17 protein-coding genes and 2 pseudogenes are annotated in these 19302 nt (G+C 43.5%); 7 read left to right on the plus strand and 12 right to left on the minus strand.

The features are described 5' to 3' along the window. Positions 1–338 precede the first annotated feature (338 nt). The gene (gene bluB, locus FKV70_RS21590) at positions 339–974 is read right to left on the minus strand and encodes a 5,6-dimethylbenzimidazole synthase (protein WP_063210400.1); all 636 of its coding nucleotides are present in this window, start codon (positions 972–974) and stop codon (positions 339–341) included. Between the two features lie 133 nt (positions 975–1107). Here bluB and FKV70_RS21595 point away from each other — a divergent pair. Further along, a pseudogene (locus FKV70_RS21595) lies at positions 1108–1221 on the plus strand (TetR-like C-terminal domain-containing protein); the annotation flags it as partial. A gap of 220 nt (positions 1222–1441) precedes the next feature. Here the strand turns inward: FKV70_RS21595 and aiiA are convergent. From aiiA to FKV70_RS21610, 3 genes are read right to left on the minus strand one after another with little or no spacing between them, the layout of a single operon-like run. Continuing rightward, complete coding sequence (gene aiiA, locus FKV70_RS21600; RefSeq protein WP_142614347.1) at positions 1442–2200, minus strand: quorum-quenching N-acyl homoserine lactonase AiiA; 759 nt, start codon at positions 2198–2200, stop codon at positions 1442–1444. Positions 2201–2248: 48 nt separating this feature from the next. Further along, positions 2249–2452, minus strand: a complete 204-nt coding sequence (locus FKV70_RS21605; protein ID WP_142614349.1) for a hypothetical protein — start codon at positions 2450–2452, stop codon at positions 2249–2251. 14 nt (positions 2453–2466) lie between these two features. Then, on the minus strand, positions 2467–3855 hold the full coding sequence (locus tag FKV70_RS21610) for an amidase (protein WP_142614351.1): 1389 nt from the start codon (positions 3853–3855) through the stop codon (positions 2467–2469). Between the two features lie 227 nt (positions 3856–4082). On the opposite strand from FKV70_RS21610, the gene FKV70_RS21615 reads away from it, so the two are divergent. After that, complete coding sequence (locus tag FKV70_RS21615) at positions 4083–4694, plus strand: TetR/AcrR family transcriptional regulator (RefSeq protein ID WP_142614353.1); 612 nt, start codon at positions 4083–4085, stop codon at positions 4692–4694. 462 nt (positions 4695–5156) lie between these two features. Here FKV70_RS21615 and FKV70_RS21620 read toward each other — a convergent pair whose 3' ends face one another. From FKV70_RS21620 to FKV70_RS21635, 4 genes are all read right to left on the minus strand, one after another. After that, positions 5157–5804: a FusB/FusC family EF-G-binding protein gene (locus FKV70_RS21620; RefSeq protein ID WP_142614355.1), complete on the minus strand. Its 648-nt coding sequence runs from the start codon at positions 5802–5804 to the stop codon at positions 5157–5159. A 686-nt stretch (positions 5805–6490) separates the two neighbouring features. After that, complete coding sequence (locus FKV70_RS21625; protein ID WP_063210412.1) at positions 6491–7837, minus strand: cellulase family glycosylhydrolase; 1347 nt, start codon at positions 7835–7837, stop codon at positions 6491–6493. Between the two features lie 588 nt (positions 7838–8425). Continuing rightward, a complete protein-coding gene (locus FKV70_RS21630; protein WP_142614357.1) occupies positions 8426–9643 on the minus strand; it encodes an MFS transporter in 1218 nt (405 codons plus the stop codon). A 67-nt stretch (positions 9644–9710) separates the two neighbouring features. Continuing rightward, positions 9711–10286 (minus strand): TetR/AcrR family transcriptional regulator, encoded by a 576-nt coding sequence (locus tag FKV70_RS21635; RefSeq protein WP_142614359.1) that lies wholly within the window; start codon positions 10284–10286, stop codon positions 9711–9713. Positions 10287–10507: 221 nt separating this feature from the next. Between FKV70_RS21635 and FKV70_RS21640 the strand changes: the two are divergent. Beyond that, positions 10508–11464 (plus strand): annotated as a pseudogene (locus FKV70_RS21640) (IS30 family transposase). Positions 11465–11548: 84 nt separating this feature from the next. Here FKV70_RS21640 and FKV70_RS21645 read toward each other — a convergent pair. Together FKV70_RS21645 and FKV70_RS21650 are read right to left on the minus strand one after the other, a co-directional pair. Next, positions 11549–12580, minus strand: a complete 1032-nt coding sequence (locus FKV70_RS21645; protein ID WP_142614361.1) for a ketopantoate reductase family protein — start codon at positions 12578–12580, stop codon at positions 11549–11551. A 13-nt stretch (positions 12581–12593) separates the two neighbouring features. Further along, positions 12594–13340: an acetoacetate decarboxylase gene (locus FKV70_RS21650; protein WP_142614363.1), complete on the minus strand. Its 747-nt coding sequence runs from the start codon at positions 13338–13340 to the stop codon at positions 12594–12596. A gap of 170 nt (positions 13341–13510) precedes the next feature. On the opposite strand from FKV70_RS21650, the gene FKV70_RS21655 reads away from it, so the two are divergent. Continuing rightward, a complete protein-coding gene (locus FKV70_RS21655; protein WP_142614365.1) occupies positions 13511–14395 on the plus strand; it encodes a LysR family transcriptional regulator in 885 nt (294 codons plus the stop codon). A gap of 153 nt (positions 14396–14548) precedes the next feature. Here FKV70_RS21655 and FKV70_RS21660 read toward each other — a convergent pair whose 3' ends face one another. After that, positions 14549–15475: a ketopantoate reductase family protein gene (locus tag FKV70_RS21660; protein ID WP_142614367.1), complete on the minus strand. Its 927-nt coding sequence runs from the start codon at positions 15473–15475 to the stop codon at positions 14549–14551. Between the two features lie 164 nt (positions 15476–15639). On the opposite strand from FKV70_RS21660, the gene FKV70_RS21665 reads away from it, so the two are divergent. Together FKV70_RS21665 and FKV70_RS25970 are read left to right on the plus strand one after the other, a co-directional pair. Continuing rightward, positions 15640–16191 (plus strand): TetR/AcrR family transcriptional regulator, encoded by a 552-nt coding sequence (locus FKV70_RS21665; RefSeq protein WP_142614369.1) that lies wholly within the window; start codon positions 15640–15642, stop codon positions 16189–16191. Continuing rightward, positions 16185–16346 carry a hypothetical protein gene (locus FKV70_RS25970; RefSeq protein ID WP_155762551.1) on the plus strand — a complete coding sequence of 54 codons (162 nt, stop codon included), beginning with the start codon at positions 16185–16187 and terminating at the stop codon, positions 16344–16346. Before FKV70_RS21665 ends, FKV70_RS25970 begins: the two co-directional genes overlap by 7 nt. Positions 16347–16448: 102 nt before the next feature. Here FKV70_RS25970 and FKV70_RS21670 read toward each other — a convergent pair whose 3' ends face one another. Then, complete coding sequence (locus tag FKV70_RS21670) at positions 16449–17486, minus strand: NAD-dependent epimerase/dehydratase family protein (protein ID WP_244310806.1); 1038 nt, start codon at positions 17484–17486, stop codon at positions 16449–16451. A gap of 393 nt (positions 17487–17879) precedes the next feature. On the opposite strand from FKV70_RS21670, the gene FKV70_RS21675 reads away from it, so the two are divergent. Continuing rightward, entirely contained in the window at positions 17880–18857 is a 978-nt protein-coding gene (locus tag FKV70_RS21675) for an AraC family transcriptional regulator (protein WP_142614371.1), read from the plus strand. The last annotated feature ends 445 nt before the right edge of the window (positions 18858–19302 follow it).

Raw genomic sequence — 19302 nt, forward strand, 5'->3', positions numbered from 1 at the left:
TGTACAATTCGCGGCCCAAAAATAGAGGTTAGGTTTTCTCCTGATACATATTCACAAAACCCGTATTTTGTACATATGTTAATGAATTGAAAATGCATGTGGACTCCATCATCATATTCCTGTTGGAGATTGGCACTAGTTCCCTACTTTAGCTATTTATCTGAACGAAAATTTTTGTTTACTGAGGTTATAAATGATACAAAGTTCGCATAAACGTTTATATCTTTTGTAACCTCGAATAAATTTATCTTTTTCATTTGTCCTTGCTTAATGATGCTTATGAAACAATCGTTTCCGTGAGCATCATATCCAAAAAGGAAAATTCACTATATTTCAGATCATTCCCATGTATTATGGTGTATTAGATTATTTAGATTTCGACGTCTCTCCCAATTTACTTGCTCTAGGATTGGTTTAGTAGGATAAAATTCCGTATAACCTAATGAAACCAAAGCAATAGGATCAATATGTGGTGGAATATTTAGTATTTCCCGTACGTCTGTTTTCTTGTAAAAACTCACCCATCCCATAGCTATTCCTTCTGCATAAGACGCCAACCACATATTTTGGATACAACAGGCGACGGAAAGAATATCTGTTTCAGGAATAGAATTTCGTCCAATTACATGTCCGCCACCTCTAGTTGGATCACATGTAATACAGATCGTTATAGGTGCTTCCCTTATACCCTCTAATTTTAACGAGAGAAATCTTTTCTTTTTTTCATCTTCATAGTGTATGGACAAGGCCTTAATCTCTTTATGACATGCATGCGCCAATCGTTCTTTAACTTCTTGAGAGTCAACTATAATAAAATCCCAAGGTTGCATAAAACCAACGGAAGGTGCATGATGACCAGCCATTAATATGTTGTTTAACTTTTCTTTGGATATGGGTTTTCCATTAAATGATCGTATATCTCTCCTTTCAAAAATGGCTTTAAATATTCCTTCTCTTTCATAATCATTTAACAATTTAATTCCTCCCTTAAAACAAAAATCCCCAGCTTATATAAGACTGAGAATGAACCAGTACTCAGATTATTATGACAGGGGTCAAGTTTACATTGAAGTTGGTATTTTTATAATATAACTCTAATATTATTTATACTTGAAATCAATTTATGTAGGGGTCATTGAATGGTGGATTCGAAATGGAATGCCCTATTCACCGCAAGTCATGGCCACGCAAGTTGGCACCTTGCTAGAAAGAAGTTTTTAATCGGTAATTATATTCTGTAAAGTAAATGGCCTTTTCCCTTTTCAATATAGGTCACAGTATACAACGAGTGACATTCTACATGTCAATTACGCCGAAACTTAAGCACCAACTAAAATTAAGTTTTGTTGATCGTCCGCCTAGCATAATCTCGTATTCAATAAAATAGGACATTCCCGTGCTTTGCCACCGGGCTATGTCCTCCTCACATTTCTATTTCTATTTATGAAAAGTTAGGAAATACACGACATTTTTTAGCTTGAACTTCATCGTGCCCGAAAAAAACAGCCGAAGGCCGAACTGCCTTTATTAGTTCTTGCATTCGTTTGATCGATTTTGCGGATAGCTCTGGGTCTGATGATAGGAATGGAATTTCATTTTCAAAGTTCTCCCTAGTATATGATACATCGATTGTAAGCAGGATAGGACCGGAAGTCTCCGTTGTTACTAGAACTGATTGATGCCCCGGAGAATGGCCTGGTGTTGAAAATATGCTAATCCCTGGCGCCACTTCATAATCCCCGCTGATGATTTGGTACTTCAAGTCAGGTATTCTGCATTCTTGAGGTGAATAGTCGTCATTCGATATGGCCGCGTCATATTCCGCGCGCTGAATAAGAATTGGCGTGTTTCGGAAATGCCCGTTTCCTCCGGCATGATCAAGGTGCAAATGGGAACTGATAAGGAGCTGAATATCGTCCGCCCTGTAACCAGCACGCTTTAATATGGCCAATATACTGTCATTTTCGGTCATGGCAGGGACAACCCTTCCCTCCCTTCCGGTTCCTTTGTAATAATCGGGATTATTAATAAAAGAATCCGGCATGCCCGTATCGATTAAAATCGGTCCATCGGTCGTTTCTAATAGAAAAGTCCATATCGGCATTTTGACTAAAGAACCTGGCGTGAGATTGCGATTCACCGCAGATTGATCAAGATAACAATAACCAGCTGGTAAAAAAAATAGTTTTTTCACAGTCATTCGCGCATCCTCATTTCGTCATCATTGTATTCCATTCTGAATATTCGGTTACTCCAAAATTAAATCCCGACTAGGCCTCCTCTTGTAAGCAGGAGGCAATATTGGTTCTATACCTGTCAAATTCAACTCCTTAAGACTAGCGATCCCGGGGATAAACTGAAGATAGGGTTTAGTTTCTTCTTCCCTTGCAATGATAATTGTTTCGTTCAATGCTTCAGGGTTGCGAACAGAGTCAGGTTGCTTAGTAGTCATTCAATTTTTCTCCTTCATAACTGGGGATGTCTTTTATGCCAATCCGTAGCAAGTTCATAGGCATAGCCGATGCCAAGGACTTCAGCCTCTTCGAAGTGACGGCCAATCAACTGCATGTTAACTGGCAGACCGGAAGGAGAAAAGCCGCATGGCATCGATAGACTAGGCATTCCGGTCAAATTTGTTGGAAGCGTAAACGTCGTCAAACGGAGCGCTCCCGCTTGATCGTCCGGATAGGGAGCAGTGTTTGGCGTTGCCGGAGTCAACAATACATCAATTCCGGACATCGCGTTCAGGAAGTCATCGGTTACCAACTGCCGAGCCCGCTGAGATTGTAGATAAATCGAGGCGGGAATATCTTTGCTGCTTTCAAGAAACATCCGCACATCCTGCCCGTAATCATCAGATTTCTTTTCCATCCATTTCTCGTGGATGGAATACATCTCCGCCATCATAATGGCCATTGTCGCCTCGGGAACATGCTTGATCAGCGGAAATTCAACTTCAATCAGCTCGGCTCCAAGCTCACGGAAAGTATGGATAGCCGATTGCAGCGCCGCTTCGACCTGCGGCTCCAGGTCCTCATAATAATAATTTGTCGGCAATCCGATACGAACGCCCTTAAGCCCTTCAGGATACAGCTTGATGCCAGGAGGGGGCAGGTCGACTGTTGAGACGTCCTTCGCATCGAAGCCAGACATTACATCCAGGCATAGAGATGCATCCAGGACGCTTCGGGCTAACGGTCCTGGATGATCGAGCGACCAAGCCATTGGCATTATGCCATATCTGCTAATACGGCCATAGGTCGGCTTCATTCCGACAACGCCGCAACAAGCAGCCGGTATGCGAATCGATCCTCCGGTGTCAGTGCCCGTAGCCAAATATGCCATTCCGGATGCAAGGGCAGATGCGGAGCCACCGCTTGATCCCCCCGGTACAAGCTCAAGATTCCACGGATTGCGGCAAGGACCAAAATGCGGACTACTTGTAGTCATCCCAGCCGCGAATTCGTGAGTTTGCACTTTGCCGAGCAAAATTGTCCCTGCTTCATGCAGTTTAGCGACAACGGTAGAGTCATAATCGGTAACGAAATCCTTCAATATTTTCGAGCTTGCTGTTGTCCTGATGCCTTTCGTATAATAAAGATCCTTATGCACAATAGGAATTCCGTGAAGCGGTCCTTTGTACCGGCCATGCATAATATCATGTTCCGCTTGCTTAGCCTGTTCAATCGCCAATTCGGCAGTTAGAGTAACGAAAGCGTTTAACTTCGGATTCAACCGCTGAATTCGATGTAGGACTTGTTCCGTAATTTCGACCGGGGATACCTCCCCGGCATGAATCATAAAAGCTAACTCATTGATGGTAGCATACGTGAGTTCGGAGACACGTTCATTCATCCGCTTCAACTCCCCGCCTTTTTCTTCTAATGGATATGTTTCACTTATTAGGTATACGGACAAATTGTCCGTTTCTTTTTATAATATTAACGGACAAATTGTCCGTATGTCAATTCAGAATTATGATAAACCACTATTGAGTTTGCCTTCCATTTAAAAATTATTATAATTATGAAGGGACACGTTGTCCTATTTAGTTGAAATCAAATTACTAGGAGAATATCCCTATGAAAGATAAAATCACACTGGAATCCCCCAAGATCCCTAGGGAGGGAGTTAACCGAAGACGGATATTGGAAGCGGCAAGAGAGCTTTTTATAGAACAAGGCGTCGAGAACGTTAATATGCATCAGATCGCTAAAGCGGCAGGAGTTGGACAAGCAACCTTGTACCGCCGGTATCCCCTGAAAGGCGACATTTGTTTGGAAATTGTCAGCGAAGAGTGTCAACCATTATTCGACGAAGTTCAGGCCTACCTCGGCCAATCCAAGGATGTTATTCCTTTGGAGCAACTTTATCAAGTCATCGTGAGCTATGTTTCCTTTTTGGAGTCGAAAGTCCCCTGGCTTTGCGCCGTCAGCCGCGCATCTACCGGACATCGCCCACTTCATTCGCCGCTATGTCAATGGATGCGTACAACATGTAGATATTTATATAGCGAGGCTTCAGCAAAAGGAGATATTTCGGACGTTGACATTGTATACACCGTAGAAGCTTTATTGGCAACTCTCCACAACATCGATTTTCATTTAAAAGATGAAGAACTTTCGACGAAACAAATTTTGAAAGGAATTTGCAGACTTTACATTGATGGCTTGAAAGCGTCAAAAAGCGGATGACCCTACGATCAAATCGAAATGACACTTAAGATCGGAAACGACAAATAAGCGCCGCATAGTTCGGCGCTTATTTGCATGCGTTCTCATTTAGGTGGCAATTCGCTTCATGAAGTTCTATAAACATTCCATCTACTTTGCGGGTAGTGTCAGCTATGCTAGTACTACCCTCTTTACTTATTTTTATATTAATATTTTTTAAAGTATTGTTTCTACTATTAGGATATTTGAAATCAACATTTTTATATTTTATTGTTAACACACTTTTATTTTTTGCTGATTACTGGGAACTTCTCTAATATTCAAAATTTCAATCAAATCATTGATATATAGTGATTTACGGCTAAATATGACTTCCTTGGATCGCTATCTGGATGATATGAAATTTGTCGTCGATGTAATCACATTTAATTGAAAGCAGAGCAAAACAGGCTGCCTTTGAAAGGGCAACCTGTTTCTAGTCAGTTATTTGAGGACAGTGAAGATGAATTTCTCCAGCGCTCCTGTATCAGTAATGCACTGATTGCATCCTCGGCTCTCCTTACACACGTATTGGCCAATGGCAGAAAAATGGTCCGGCGAAGCGCTCGAAGGATTGGTTCTAACCGTGAAGAATGCAAGCTCCTGATGCCGATTGCAAAACAGGCAGTATCCTTTTTTGTGGGTCGGTGTGATTCTTCCCTCTATGCCAATGAACTGTCCTTCGAACGGATATACAATGAATAATTTATTTGTGGCAATATCTACCCAGCTCAGATACGTCAAATATCGAAAGTCAATGGATCGTAAATCAGGTACTTTCAGTTTCTTATTTTTAGGGAACAGTTTCTGAATCTGCTTCAGCGTAATCGGTGGGTATGGTTCCAGGTATGCTTCTAATGTGCTAAGATATTTCTGGAAATCATATGTCGTCTCGAAGGTCGATATTTGCTCCAGCATCTGCTGCTGATCCCCTGTCAGATATGGAAATGCTTCAATAATGCTCGCTGCAGCACGATACCTTACGGTCTCCAAGACGCTTCGATCCGCGACGGTTCGCAGTGTATTCTGAAGAAATTCCGCTTGTTTCTTAATTATGTTATATTGATGGTTTCTAATAAATGGTGTACTCATAGCTCTTCAGCCCCTTATTTTCGTGAATGATCATAAGGTGCAAAGCCCGTTATTAGAAACGATAAAGTTAAGTTCGGGCGATCGAATCTATTCTATCGCACCCCACGAAAAGTATCGCCCTAGGTCAGGCTTTGCATGAGGACTTCCTAGCTAATGAGCAATCCAGCATTGCCATCAACACCCCCCCCAATCACATATAACCTGCGAAAAGTATAGCAGGAAATTTTATAAGAGGCAATTTACAAATCATATAAAATGCTCAATCCTCCCCACTTTCGCTTCGTTAGCTTCGTTAGCTTTGTGTAATTTGCAGTTTTCACTTGATTTAAATAGTTCTTCGAATTGGTTGTATCTACTTCAAACACCGCTGTCAGGCCATCCTTGAACTCAATAAAGCTGGTAAAGCCGTCAGACTCCTATCACCTTCATATCGAGTTGAGAGAAACAAACTGGTATCGGTGTTTCGGACATTCCCTCTTATCTTATAAACTGTGTTTGTTATTCGTGGAAATGTTTATATATAGATATTTTGTGGGTCGAGAAATGAGTTAAGAAAAATAGATGGAAAGTGAACTGCACCCCTTTGTCAGATACGACTAACAAAGGGGTGCAGTTTTTTTGACTAAATTCAGTTTAGATGAGAAATTCGAGGTCATTCGTAAGTATCAGCGTTGAAATTATTAACATCATTCTGATTGTGCGTCAGTCGGTACAGTAGTGTATGTATCTGTAAGCACATCAGTCGGTGCAGTCGCAGGCCCATTCTCCTCTGCTGATTCACTGTTCTGGAGTAGTACTCTCGGATAGGTCCGTGCACGTTCATAGTACCAGTCAAACAAGAAACGGGCCATCGCCTGACGTCGGGTATCCCCATCCCACTTTAACCCAGCCGTTGGGTCTGCAAATGAACTCCTTGCTCCTGCTTCCAGCAGAAATCCATTCATGTGTGCGGTCATGCTGACATTACCAGCTGCTGTAAAAATCGACTTCGTGTTTTTCCCAAATCCATCATTAGAGCCGTTAAACAAGTTCCAATACTCTGAGTCGCCGGGCTGAGTTTTGAACCAGGTAAACTCTGTAATATTTATTGGATAGGCTTGAGCTGCCGCCTTAATGTTGGAATTCCATTGCGATTGTAGCTTATCCTTGTCATCATGTGCTCCGTAGCCCGGGTACCAGTGGACAGCATAGCCGTAGTTGTTCAATGGGTCTATCAGCGGGTGTTTTGCTGCCGGACTGTAAAATTGGTCGTATCCAAGCCCTGCAGCCCATATAACATTATCCGCTCCTTTACTTCTAATCGTGGAAATGATAGAGTTTTGGAATCTTCTCAGATCATTCCAATGGTCAACAAAATCATTTTCGCCGGCATAGCCCCCCCAATGCCCATTCGCATACGACTTAATGGGCTCGTTGATCAGTTCAAACATGACGTTATCCGCGCTCTTAATAGCTGGCTGCGAGGCAAGATACCCCCATATTTGATTGAATTTGTCCAAATTGGATTGTGTGGTAGCCTGGTCGTTAGCCAAAGTAAAATCAAGACCAAGAGTCACATAAATGCCCTTTGTTTTCGCATAATTGATATATGGTATAATCACATTTTGTGTAGCTGCTTGTAAACCTGAAAAGTTGTATGAACCTGCGGCCACATCTCCCATATCCTGGCGATCAATAAACAATCGAACCTGATTCATATACCAGCCGTGGTTGCTTCCATACTTTGGTCTGGTGTCTGTAAAGGTGTTGGTGATATCCTTCAAATAGGCCAAAATGGCTGCATGACGATTATTACCATTCAAATTGAGATAATAATTACTGTTTTGATAAGTCCAGTATGCGCCAGACGGTTGATGCCAGCCACTCAAAACAATAGGTTTTCCGCTGCTGTTCACCAATTGATTGCCCCTGACATGAAGCTTTCCCATAGGCATACCTGACCATGCATCTACATGTTGGCCAAAGGTCGGTGTTAAAGACGTTAAGAATACAAGTATCAGAACTATTTTACATACCACACCTAATTTTTTCAAAGAAAGGCCTCCTCTTTAAAAATTAATTGTCTATTGCCAAAACAATAAAATGGTATAAACATGTAGTAGCCTGCTTCCTGAACCTACCCCAATTCAAAATCATCATCCCCCCTGTTAATAGAATATTTTAATTCTAATTTTCATTTCTTGTATTTAATTGTAGTACTTACATTTACAAATCACAACTTGATAAAATTTATTTTTTTGAAATTAATTAGGTTAGTCTATAACTTTATTTTCACAGTCTAATGTAGTGCTCCCTCTGTTAAGTTCTTTGTTTTTCTATGCAAAAAAACCTGTCATTTCGACAGGTTGAATAATCATCAAATGTGCAGCGCCAAAAACATGGAGCGCCTCATTTCTGTTAAAGAAGTCCAGGAGGATGTCCTGCCGGCTCCAAACCTATTCTGGGCGGTTGTTCCCTGAGAGGTCACTGTACAATTATATATACGCCTATTTGGGGGCTAATTCCTTCTAAATACCGTATCAGTTATCACCAATTTAGCATGTTGCTCAAAAGTGGTAAAGCCAATTTATTGAACTAACGTTCTTCGTTAGTTTAGAACGTGTGGATTACTCAACTGTGCCTCAATCAATGAGATTTTTCTTCCTTAATCTCGAAAACTCCGTCGCATAATACGCCATGGCTATGGCCGGTAAGGCGATTCCGATCAGCAGTGCCGCCTCCCATCCCCCCGTTGCGTAAGCCCATCCCCCTGCCGCTGAGCCGATTGCGCCCCCTAAAAAGAAAATGGCCATATACAAACCGTTAAGCCTACTGCGAAATTCCGCTCCTAAAGAGAAAATCACCCGCTGCCCGAGAACCATGTTGGCGGAAACCCCCATGTCAAGTAAAATCGCTGCAACTACGAGGATGGGGACTGCCAGTGCAGAACTTGATGGAACCAGCAAGGGAAGCATCCCAGAAAAGATGACGATGGCCAATGCCCATCCCGTAGCCGAGCGAACCCATCCACGGTCTGCCATACGGCCCGCCGCTGGCGCCACAATTGCCCCCATAACCCCGACTAATGCGAACAGAGCAACCTCCTTCTGAGTGAAATGGAACGGCGGACTTGTCAATACCAACGGAACTGTAGTCCAAAACAAACTGAACGTTCCGAATACACAAGCATGATAAATTGCCCTCCGACGCAATGCCGGTGTCGCCTTCAGCAGATGCAGCATAGAGTGCAGCAGGGCCGAGTAAGCTGTAGCGGTCGAAGGCTTCCTTGAGGGTAGTGCCTTAGCCAATACAAGAGCCAGCGCGAAAATCAAAGCTGCGGAGATGAAATAAATGGCACGCCAGCCCATATACTCCGCCACCAAGCTTGAAATAGGACGCGCAAGCATAATCCCCAGAAGTAGCCCGCTCATGACGTTGCCTACATTGCGACCGCGCACGACTTCGGGCGAAAGATGAGCCGCATACGGTACAAGGATTTGTGCTGCTACAGAACCTACTCCGATCATGAGCGAAGCGGTAAGGAACAGGATGGCGCTTTTGATTACAGCGGCAATTGTCAAAACGGCGGCTGTAAGGAGCAATAATGCAAGGATCAACTTACGATTTTCCAGGATGTCTCCCAACGGTACGATAAATAACAAGCCAATTCCATAACCGACTTGAGTCAACGTAACTATGAGTGCGGCAACCTCGGAGGAGAGTCCGATGCTCGAACCGATCGAGCCTATCAATGGTTGAGCATAATAAAGATTTGCCGCTATGATACCGCAAGCGGCTGCCAGGATAAAAATCAGCGCTAGCGAAACCGATTTTTCCGTTGGAGTGGAAGCTGAATGCATAGAAAGTCCCCTTTGCTCACCAGAAATTTTCTGGAACAATCGTTCCAAAATGTTTAAAAAAAATGTTTTATAGCATTTCCATCACCATGTCTATCATCTGCTGCATCTTGCTGCGGTCCCCCTGCACCTTCGCAACGATATTTATACTATGATTCAGGTTTGAGAGCAGATAAGATAAAGTCCTGATATCTTTCTCAGGCATGATTTCTCCCGTCTCCTGACCTTTGCGTAGCAGCTCGTAGAAGGATTTCTCCAACTCGTCAAACCGCTCCCTGATCAACGCATTCAGTTGCTCATCTGGCGAATCCATGCCGACTGCTGCATTAGTAATGAGACAGCCCTTCGGCGACTCGCCGTCCAAGGCTGAATCGATATGTATCTCGAAGTACTGCCGGATTCCCGATTTTGCGGATGCCGCATTGACGAGGATGTCCCGTTTGGCTTGCTTCCACTTCTTGTACCAGTTGATCGCGTCGATATAAAGCGTTTGTTTGTCCCCGAACGTTTCGTACAGACTTGATCTGCTAAGATCCATAGCTTCCAGCAAATCGGGAATGCTTGTCGCTTCGTAGCCCTTCTTCCAAAAAACGAGCATTGCTTTATGAAGCACCGCTTCTTTATCAAACTCTTTGTAGCGTCCCATGGTTCTCCCTCCGTTTCCGTAGGTACAGTATATCCTTTACTGGAACGATAAGTCCAGTATTTTCTATTCATTTTTGTTCCATAAATTCGTTAAAAAGTTTTTCATTTGACGGATTGTAATATGAAGTGCGACACCTACGGGAAATAAATAAAAAATGGCCCATGGCCGGATTCGTGTAGAATGAAGGTTCCTACACCACATTCACACAAGGAGAATCCACCATGAGCTACACACATCTTAGCATAATCGAGCGCAGCAAGCTAGAAATCCTCCACCAGCAGGGGAAAAGTGCTCGAGCCATTGCCAGTGAATTGGGCAGGCATCATGCCACCATTTGCCGAGAACTCCGTCGAAATGAAACGCAGAAGCCCTATTGTGCCGAGCGATCTCAGGAGAGCTATGTCCAGCGACGTAAGTCCTCCGTCCCAGCCGGAAAATGGACACCACAGCAGTCGGTCCTTATTGAAGAAAAGCTTCATGCCACGTGGTCTCCCGAGCAGATCGTAGAACGACTCCGTCAAGAGGGACACCCTGTGGTCTGCTTTAAAACCATCTATCGCTGGCTATATACAGGCCGTTTGGTGAAAGGAGTGCTTGCCGTCCTACGCCAATAAGGTAAACGGCAGAAGCCTGTAGAGACACGCGGCAAGTTCGCTGTGGGTAAGACCATCTCTCAGCGTCCGAAAGAGGTTCGTTCCCGGAAAACCTTCGGTCATTGGGAACTCGATACGGTCGTCTCGGGCCGTGGGAAAAGCAAGGGCTGCGTAGCTACATTCATCGAACGCAAGACCCGACTGTACACCGCCGTTCCCATGCCTGACCGTACAGCTTTGTCCATGGAAATTGCTTTTGGTGTAGTAGCCTCGCAGTACCCTGACGGTGCATTTCAAACCGCTACTGCAGATCGTGGCAAGGAATTCGCCTGTTACGCCAGCCTGGAAGAAGCTCATGGCCTACAGGTATATTTCGCAGATCCGTATTCTTCCTGGCAACGCGGCTCGAATGAGAATGCCAATGGCCTCTTGCGAGAGTTTTTTCCCAAGGGGACAGATTTTGCGCAAATCACGGATGAAGCCTTGGAGACTGCTCTGCGCTTGATCAACCATAGACCACGAAAATGCTTGGGTTGGAGAACCGCTCACGAATCCTTTTCAGAGGAACTGTCGCACTTAGCTTGACAATCCGTCATTTAAAAAGCTTTCTTTATAATGATAGGGAATACCGAAGCACTCCCTTTCTCTCCTCCCCATGCATCTTGTTTCTTATTGGATATTCAATAACTCTTTAAAAGCTTTTAGATTTGTATCAAAATCAGGCACAGTTTGAGATTCTTCTGCAGATTTGACATGGGCTACAACTAAATCATTAAATGGTGTTGAAATACCTGTCCCTTCTGCCATTTTGGGAACCACACCATTAATGTAATCAATTTCAGTTTTACGTTTCTTCTCAAGATCCTGAAGCATACTTGCTTTTAGCAGCCTGGACGGTTCCATGACTACCCTAAAGGTTTGGACACGTTCAGGAATATCATTTTCTCTTCTTAATTCCAAAGATTCTATATCGAATCCACCCATTTTAGCAAATTTGACACCATTTGAGTGTCCAATCTTGATCGTTTCATCTGCGATATGAACTGCACAAACAATGCTAATTTCATTGTCAAGAATGTCTCCATATGCTCCATTTAATGCTGCAGATAAACCACTGAATGCATTATTGATCAGTAATTTTGACCACTTCGTGCCAACTAAGTTATCGGAAATGTGTGTTCCGCCGACAAGGTCTAAAACCGATTTAATACGTTGTATTCTTTCTGTGACTTCGCCGTTTAATTTTCCAATTTGAAAAGCGTACTTTTTAAATTGCGTATACTCGGTTGTAAGGCTAGATACGCCTGGTTCAATAAACGTAGCACCAAATTCAACAGAACCTGCAATTACACGTTCTTCACCAACAATTGAAGCAACGTTCTTTTCGGGTATACCGTTTTGTAGAGAACATACAACACTATCGTCCCTTAGAAAAGGAAGTAACTCTTTAAGAACAGAGTCGTTATATAATTGTTTTGTTAGCAGTAAGACTAAATCATACTTGCCTGACTTGTGTTCAGGGATGATGGCTTTTACCTTTGCTTGAAATTCCGTCGTACCCACTACTTTAGCACCTATTTGATTTAAAGTATCTACATGTGCTTTGTATGCATCAATCAACTCAACATCCATTCCGCCAGCAGCAAGATATGCTCCAACTATGGTTCCTAAAGACCCCGCTCCTAAAACTGCAATTCTCATCTCAAAGTCCTCCTTATTTTTCCTCTAAGTAGTTGTATACAGGTTGTGCAGCATTTAAGGTTAAATCCGTAAGGATATGAGATGCTGAAACGACTTCTAATACAGGCAAATCTGCAAGAGGTGCCAGAGCATGCTCAAATAATTGAAGTCGAGCAGGACCTGTCCAAGCCCCTTTAACCTCTATATTCGTTATTTGTGTTCGTACCAAGTCGCAAATTCTTAAATCTCCATTGTAATCAGTAGCAATCTTAACCATAAAGTTAGGTCGACAAATTTCATTTTTAGCTAGTTCCTTATCCATCTCAAAATGCTTATACCCCATGGTGACTGTTGCAACGCGAAGTGTACCGTAATCAAGTGTGCCAACAAGAGTATCTGAATCTACATAAAGCTTGGGAGCACCTAACTTTTTCGGATATGCAGTTAGCTCCCGACCACTTGCAATCGCTGGAAAGTTATCAACGTACATCGAATGCACATAATCTCCGTCCTCACCATTAAATCGGACAGGAATTACTTGTCCAGCCTCAGTATAAGCACCTAGTCCGGAAACATCGGGCATCCACATCACTTCAAATTTAACCAAGGGATCACCGATTTCTAGGGGTTCCGGCACTGCTGCGCGTAAAGCTTTTTCATCCGTTCGGTAAATAATGTTAAGATATTCACGATTAACAAATTTATAGGTTGGCACCGAATATGCTGGTGCTGTTAATGGTGTATTGAAATTTTTAAAAGTGTTATTTACATCAATTCTCATAGAAAGCACATTCCTTTCTTGCTCAAATTTTGTACTATTTATTATATGTCGCTTGAGTTTGATCTTGTTCACTTCACTTGATGACATTATCTTATATCTATATTTACATTTAAACTAATACATAATAATGTATGTATATATTTATCATAATAAATAAGGAGCCAAGCTAAATGGAGTTGCTTCAACTCAAATACTTTCAGACAGTTGCTTATACCGAGCATTTTACTAATGCAGCCAAACAATTGAATATTGCTCAGCCCTCTTTAAGCCTGACTATTAAAAGACTTGAAGAAGAATTGGGAACAACACTATTTGAGAGGAAAGGGAGAAATATCCAACTGAGTTCGTCAGGAAAAATTCTTTTGAAACACGTTAACAGGATTTTTACGGAGATTGAAAATGCCCAATTGGAAATTAGATCGGAGGAACAACAATTTGCTAACACCATAAGAATATCAATTTCCAATTCAAGATTCCTTACAGGACTCATCAGTGAATGTGTTACCCGTTTTCCTGAATCAAAAATACTTCAAACCATCGGAGTCAAAAGCGAAATATTGACAAGTTTAAAAAAAGGTGACATGGATTTAGGAATAACAGGTCATCCTATCCAAGATGAAGAGTTAGAGAGTTGTTTACTGGTAAATGAAGATATTGTTCTGGTTTTACCTTCGAACCACAAACTTACGGGTAAAAACGAGATTTCGTTAAGTCATGTAGCCCATGAACCATTTATCACTCTTGCTAATAATGTAGAATATAGTGACTTTACAACCATGCTTTGTGAGAAAGCCGGCTTCGCCCCAAATATTTCCTTTGAGATCGATTCTTATTTATTGGTTGAAATTATAAAGGTTAATCAGGGAGTGGCTTTACTCCCTATTTCAATTTGTAGAACACTAGGGTTAAATTATATTAAAATTACGGATAAGTCTGCAAAATATCCTGTCAGCTTATCTTGGAAAAAAAATAAATTGTTATCTTCTTCAGTAAGAAATTTTCGTGACATTATTATTTCGTTCTATAAAGATAACCATGTAATTTTCAAGATTTAAAAGATATAGTTACATAATTATCTTAGATTATCCCACATATCTACCGGATTGTTCCCGTTTACCGGAAAGATAGGCCACGAGTGCGTCTCGGCAACTGCTCTGATACTTCCCGACATCAGTTTTCCCATCATATCACTCGGCTTGCAGCAGTGACTATGATTGGGTGAGCCATTCAGCCTCCAACGCATCCCAGTTCGGCGTAGGTACATCCGACCTGACCCTCCACTCGGCAAATGCCTCATTCAACGCTTTGAGCTCCACTGCCGTCCCATCAATCAGCCTGCTAACCGGGAGCGCGAAGAAAAGCTTCAGGGCCCAATAGATTAAGCGTGGATAACCGGTAATCCAAGACGCTTGCCCCGCAGGGGTTAGCGGGTACCCCAATGAATCCAGTACGCGGAAGCCCTCCCCCATCGCCGCCACCAACTGACGCATTCGCTTGTCATCACGAATAACCTGTTTCATCTGGAAGCCATGGAACAGAATCACCATGTTCATAGGCACGACCAACACCATGTGATTTTTCAGCCAGGCATCGATCTGATCATGATCAGTGAGCTTGTACTTGGTTCGCATGAATGCCTGCTCCAGCAGGGATCGGAAAGGAACGGGTCCGTCCAATCCTCCGATGACCATCTGCCCGTGTCCGCCACGAATGCAAATGACTTTTCCGTCGGCACGTGTACCAGCGGTAGTCTGGAATCCAAATGCGACCTGCTTGGGTGACTGCCCAGGCTTGCTCAAATAATCCCGCATGGCATAGGTATCCATATTGTTGCCGACCAGTATGATATGGCGGCTATCATTGTCTGCGAGGATCGGCAGCACAGCTCCGAAGTCCGAATATTTCATCACGACGAAGATCAAGTCATACGCGTCATCCGGCTCCAGTGTACGTATCACACGAACCGGATCGACGGTGGTCTTGCGCTGAAGGTAGTGCCGGATGATCAGCCCTTCCTTTTCCAGTTCCTCCGCTCGGTTTCCTCTTGCCAACACGGTCACGTCATGACAGCCCCGTACTAGGGTATGCGCCAGATAGCTTCCCTGCACACCTGCGCCGTACACGAGTATGTTCAATCTCATCCCCTCCTCTTATAGTTAACAGTTGTTGAATATCTATCATCTGTGTACTACAATCAAGGTATCATTGGGACTGAGGCAAACGCAATGGCTAATCGCATCCGTTTTTGTTGAGAAATGAACAACGGACACTGGATGTGTTCAAGAAAGAGGGGAAGACCATGGATCGACGCATCGTGCGATCAAGACAAATGATTATGCAAGCGTTCATCGGGCTGTTGGGGGAGCAGGATTTTGAGAGGATCACCATTCAAGGGATTGCGGATCGGGCCAATGTTAACCGTGGAACGGTCTATTTGCATTTTACAGACAAATATGACCTGCTGGAACAGAGCGTGGAAACGTATCTGACGATGCTTGCTGACAGCTGTAAGCCGGAGGGAGGGACAGCCACTGAACTGTCCCGGGACCTGGTGATTCGTACGTTCACGTATCTGAAGGAGCATGCAGCTGTTTATGGTGTTTTGATCACAAACAAAGGCATTCCGACTTTCAGACACCGTATGACACAGATGATTGAGGGGAATATGACCGTGGTGGTGAACCATATGAAGCTGGAAACCGGTATACACAGGGATGTGCTGGCTCAATTCTTATCCCTCTCCCTTACAGGGTTGATTGAGTGGTGGGTCGTTCAATCTATGCCGTATTCACCAGAAGAAATGGTCGAACAGATGACTAAGATTCTGGAAGCAAGGCTGCGGCTATGGTAAACCCTTATCCTAACTATCGACTATCCATTAAAATTGTTCTTCTCCATCAGAACCGGGTGCTATTCACCAAACACGCAGACGATGCTACTTTGAATCCGGGTACCTGGCATGTGCCTGAGATGAACAAGGGATTTACCAAGTCGGCCTTCACTTAATCGGTAATCGGACTATGTTCTTGTCATTTTCGGCAAATGATATATGTTCCTGTATTTCAACATTGTTGCCCAAATGTATTTAATCGCTCAAGTAATACTTAATTAAATCAGATGAGACTCTATCAGTTTTTTTGCGCTGTCCAAAACAGTCTCCTCGGCTGGACGAGGATTCCAGCCCAGCTCCGACCTTGCTTTTTCCGAAGTGTAACGAAATTTACGTCCCAGCATTGGAACTAAAGAGGCTAGGGATGGATTTAATTTGGCGGCATTCTTTAGCACAAGATCCGGAATAGATCGGGTAGTAATCTTTTTCCCTGCTTCACCTAACTCCTGCTTCAAAAACTTAGCCATATCGACCAACCTCATATATCCGCTGCTGGCAATATAACGTTGTCCAGATGCCTTTGGCTCAGTCATCGCCCGAATATGAAGGTCTACCAAATCACGTACATCGACGATTTCAAATCCGATTTTTGGATTACCGGGCCCTCCCCCCTGTACCAGCTTTTGTATCACTTCGATGGAACGCGGAACGGAAGCAGAAAGAAAAGACCCAAATATAGCTCCCGGAAGAATCGTCGCTAAAGTGGTTTTGCAGGGGGTCTCCTTCATAAAATCCCAAGCAGCCTTTTCGGCGATGGCTTTGGATTTGCGGTAAGAATTCAGATTTTTGTCGTTCGGATCGGACCAAAACGACTCGTTGACCTGCTGGTCTTCGCTGGAAATATCCGGGGTTGCGGCAGCGAGCGAAGAAGTCATAACCACACGTCCGACATTGGCATTAACCGCCGACCGAAGTACACGAAGCGCCCCGTCACGAGCCGGGATCACGAAAGCGTTCAGGTCGTCATGCTCCCCCGCAACAAGTGGAGAAGCAATATGAAGCACATACTCCACTCCTGCCATTGCCTGGTTCCAACCCTCATCGCTCGTAAGTTCCGCTATATAAAAAGACAATGGTGAGGTATCTATCCCATTACCCTGTATCATTTTACGAATCAGCAGCTCCTTCTCTTTACTTCTTACAGTGGTCCGTACTCTATATCCCCGCTTGAGGAGTTCGTAAATGGCCCATCCCGCCACAAAACCAGTACCACCGGTAACTAAAACAGTTTGTTTATTTTGATCCTTCATCGCCATACCCTCATACCCTCCACGTTTTCATTCGTTTCCTTTAAATGGTTGTACTTCATGTAATGGTTTATATATCACTTCGATAACACTCCTCGTACCCGATACTTTCGGTTTGAAAATAAGCAGGACGACAATCAGCCATGCGAGTGCCGAAATGATAACAAAAGCAGTTCTATCCCTTTTTTGACCCCACTCTGCAAGAAATTTGGAGCATACTTCAGGGAGGTTTACTAAAAACTGTTTTCGGCTTCTCCTTATTTTCTCTGTCCATCTTTATTTGCTGCTGAGGTCATTATAGATTACACTACAGAAGAAAACCTGATGATTTCTGCCGAAAAATTGCTCGATCCTGCAAGAAAGTTGATATAATGGATACTTTTATAAAGAGAGGAGATTGACATGGTTACCTTCTTGGCTTTAGAGGAATCGGGGCAGCAAGATCGGTGCCAATATTTATTGGAGCAGGCCAAGGCAATGGTCGAGAGCAGAGTGAGTGCCGACAGCCGTTATCAAACTCGAATCCCTTATTTGACCATTAACAGATACAGCCGCCGGATGCCGCCGATTCCCGTTGTGTTGAGTCCTTCTTTTTGCCTAGTTCTGCAGGGTTCCAAAAAAGTCCATTCTGGTGAGCATATTCTTTACGCTCGGGAAGGCGATTTCTTGACTTCGCTTATCGCCTTACCCACTACAGCGCAAGTGAATGCCGACACTTTGGATACGCAGCCTTATATCGGCTTGCGGGTTGATTTTACCATTCAAGAAATAGCGTCGGTTATCACCGAATCCCAATTAAAAGTCAGCCCGCGCGATAAACATTCGACTGCTGCGTTTATTGGAAGGGCAGACGAGGAATTGCTTGTCTTGTTTGTTCGTCTGTTATCGCTTCTTAATAAGCCTGAAGAAGAAACCCTCTTCTTATCGGGATTAATTAAACAGGAGCTCATCTTCAAGCTGCTATCTGGTGAGTACAGCCATCTTTTCTTTCAACAGGTGTTCTTTGATCAGCAAGCTGAGGGTATCGGCAAGGCTATCGCTTGGATCAAAGACCATTATGCCCGTTCCTTTACTATGAAAGAGCTCGCTAACGCCACCAACATGAGCGTGTCCGGTTTGCATCACAAATTCAAAGCTATAACTTCAATGGGACCGCTACAGTACCAGAAGCAACTTCGGCTTCAAGAAGCCAGGAGACTGCTCATTAGCGGTCAAATGGATGTAACCAATGCCTCCTTGGAAGTTGGCTACTCAAGCCCCTCGCAATTTAACCGGGAATACCGTCGCCTGTTCGGACTCCCCCCCCTGCAAGATGTCAAGGCCTTGAAGCGACATGCCAGTGCAGGCTTGATTGAAGATAATCCAGCTTTATTCCGTTAATGTTCATCAAAAACAAGGTCCGTCCCTTTGCGGATGGCCTTTCATTCGTTGTTGCTATGCCAAATCGCTCCTTGTAAATCCATTATCAATTGCTGACAACGATACATGTTCTTGTTTTTTCGGCTAACGATATCTCTTCTTGGCGTTTGGTTTGGACAAGAACAGATATCGTTAAAACAAAAAAGCCGCAGCAACGCGGCTATTAAACTTGTATATACTTGTCCTCTTATACATAACAATAACTGTAAAATCCGTCCCTCAAGTTGTTATCCGTATACGAAATCACCTCAGCCCCATCATAGACCAGCTCATAGAAGATCAGGTCACCTTCAACTGATTCGGCACACCCATGTGGAGATTCGCCAGAAACAGCTTCTATTTTTCGAGATTGTACATCTTTCCGTTTAAGTGGTAGGTAGTTGCATTTAATTAAACTTCCTCATTT

The organism is Paenibacillus ottowii (genome assembly GCF_006874425.1).
Lineage (GTDB): Bacteria > Bacillota > Bacilli > Paenibacillales > Paenibacillaceae > Paenibacillus > Paenibacillus ottowii.